Source organism: Paenibacillus antarcticus, from assembly GCF_001637225.1.
In the GTDB taxonomy this organism is placed as follows: Bacteria; Bacillota; Bacilli; order Paenibacillales; family Paenibacillaceae; genus Paenibacillus_AQ; species Paenibacillus_AQ antarcticus.
Map to the genome: position 1 here is coordinate 1 of NZ_LVJI01000046.1, position 1642 is coordinate 1642.

The following is a 1642-nucleotide window of genomic DNA, read 5'->3' on the forward strand; positions in this document are numbered from 1 at the left end:
ACTGGAGTTACTGGCGTTACTGGTGCAACTGGTGCTACTGGTGCTACTGGGGTTACTGGTGCTACTGGAGCTACTGGTGCAACAGCTACAATACAAAATGGTCTATTTAATGTCAGTGTAGGATCTGTAGTAAATGGGACAGCAATTTCGTATACAACCTCATTCATTAATGGTACTAACATTTTGCATCCATCAAGTACAACCTTTGTACTAGCATCAGGGCACGTTTATTTGGTCTCGTATACGTTCAGAGCAACTAGTTCTGTAGTTGGAAACGTTACGGTTACACCAAGATTTAATACCGTATTTCAGAGTCGTTTTTCAGGTAGATCAGTTACTGGAACTTTAGATGCAAATGTAAGCGTATCGGGAACATTCTTAGCTGATGCCACCTCAAATGCAATCACAATGGATTTTCTTTATAATGGGTCGGCAACAACCACATTTGCAGATGGTTCTGTTTCGATTATTCAGGTTCAGTAAAAGTTAATAAAATGTACTCTATAAATTAGACTTTTTTTAAAGTGTCTATTCTATAGGGTACATTTTATATAGAGAAGGTAGTCTTTTTTTAGTTTAAATGAACCCATGATTAAACGCAGATTAAAAGTCACGACTCTAGTACTATTCTGTGGATTTCTATCGAATCATCTTGCTTAGAGTTGTTGAACTCGTATTCTGTTTATTATAAATAAAATTATTCAATATACACAATTATTTTTTTGGGGTTCTTTGAACCTTTTATCCCTCATTAGAATAGTGTGATAACACCTATAGATTAGATTATTTAAGTTTTCATAAGAATTAAGGAAGAAAGAAATAAGGAGGATATAGAGACAAATGACCGATTATAGACATACTAGAATGAAGAATTGCATAGCTTTTTTGAAAATAGTAATTGGACTTACTAAAGTAGTTCCTCCAGCACTCACTTCACCTACAATACTTCATGTTTTAAATCTGCAAAAAGTATTGAGAGAATTAATGAAGTACTTAAAAAAATCAAATTTATGTGATCCTGATAGAGTTGAACTTCAATCAAGTTTGGAATTAACTATAGTATCAACTGAGGTAATCCCTTTCTCAGTAATAAGTGTGGGAACCAATCTGCAACAAATGTTGGCAGATTTATTGGCATTTGTTCTTGTTTCGGATATAGATCCTTGTTGTAAGGATAAATTGGTTATCCAAATCAGAAGTGTTCAGGTATCTATCTCATTAGCTCTTGGGTTATTGATTAAAGGTACAACAGGTGCTACGGGGGTAACAGGAGCCACTGGTGCCACTGGTGCCACTGGTGCCACTGGTGCTACTGGAGTTACTGGAGTTACTGGAGCTACAGGTGCCACAGGTGCCACTGGAGTTACTGGCGCAATAGGAGTTACAGGAGCTACAGGAGTTACTGGCGTAACAGGAGTAACAGGAGCATTGGGAGCCACGGGAAATACTGGAGTTACTGGCGTAACAGGAGCTACAGGTGCTACAGGAGCCACGGGAGCTACAGGAGCAACAGGTGAAACGGGAGTAACGGGAGCCACTGGTGCTACGGGAGCCACGGGAGCCACAGGAGTTACTGGCGTAACAGGAGTAGCAGGAGCATTGGGAGCTACAGGAGCCACGGGAGTTACTGGCGTAACAGCAG

1 protein-coding gene and 1 pseudogene are annotated in these 1642 nt (G+C 39.6%); both read left to right on the forward strand.

The genetic code is table 11. The features are described 5' to 3' along the window. A pseudogene (locus tag PBAT_RS25825) lies at positions 1-483 on the forward strand (exosporium protein); the annotation flags it as partial. 381 nt (positions 484-864) lie between these two features. Continuing rightward, positions 865-1642: collagen-like repeat preface domain-containing protein (locus PBAT_RS24965; protein ID WP_211267846.1), on the forward strand; the 778-nt coding region annotated here is incomplete at its 3' end.